The sequence below is a fragment of the Pseudomonas rossensis genome, from assembly GCF_039888995.1.
Lineage (GTDB): Bacteria > Pseudomonadota > Gammaproteobacteria > Pseudomonadales > Pseudomonadaceae > Aquipseudomonas > Aquipseudomonas rossensis.
Window position 1 is genome coordinate 1 of the sequence record NZ_JBBWCB010000434.1, and the last position, 214, is coordinate 214.

Genomic DNA, 214 nt, shown 5'->3' on the forward strand with positions numbered 1-214 from the left:
ACGGGGTCGAATACCGCTACCTTGATATCCAGCTCGACCAGGGCCGCGAGGCCGTCGATGGATTTTCGGAAGTCCACGGGCTTGGGGTATAGGTACACTTTTTCGACTTTGGCGTCGGGACGCATCATGACGGACTGGCTCCAGAAAGAAATCGGGAGCACAGCATCGGACATCAGGTTTCGGCTTGGAATGTGGGCTTCATGGAGCGCTTACA

At 56.1% G+C, this 214-nt stretch carries 1 protein-coding gene; it reads right to left on the minus strand.

The features are described from left to right. On the minus strand, window positions 1–173 hold a 173-nt coding region (gene tnpB / locus WLY71_RS31175; protein WP_347806625.1), incomplete at its 3' end, for an IS66 family insertion sequence element accessory protein TnpB. Window positions 174–214 lie beyond the last annotated feature (41 nt).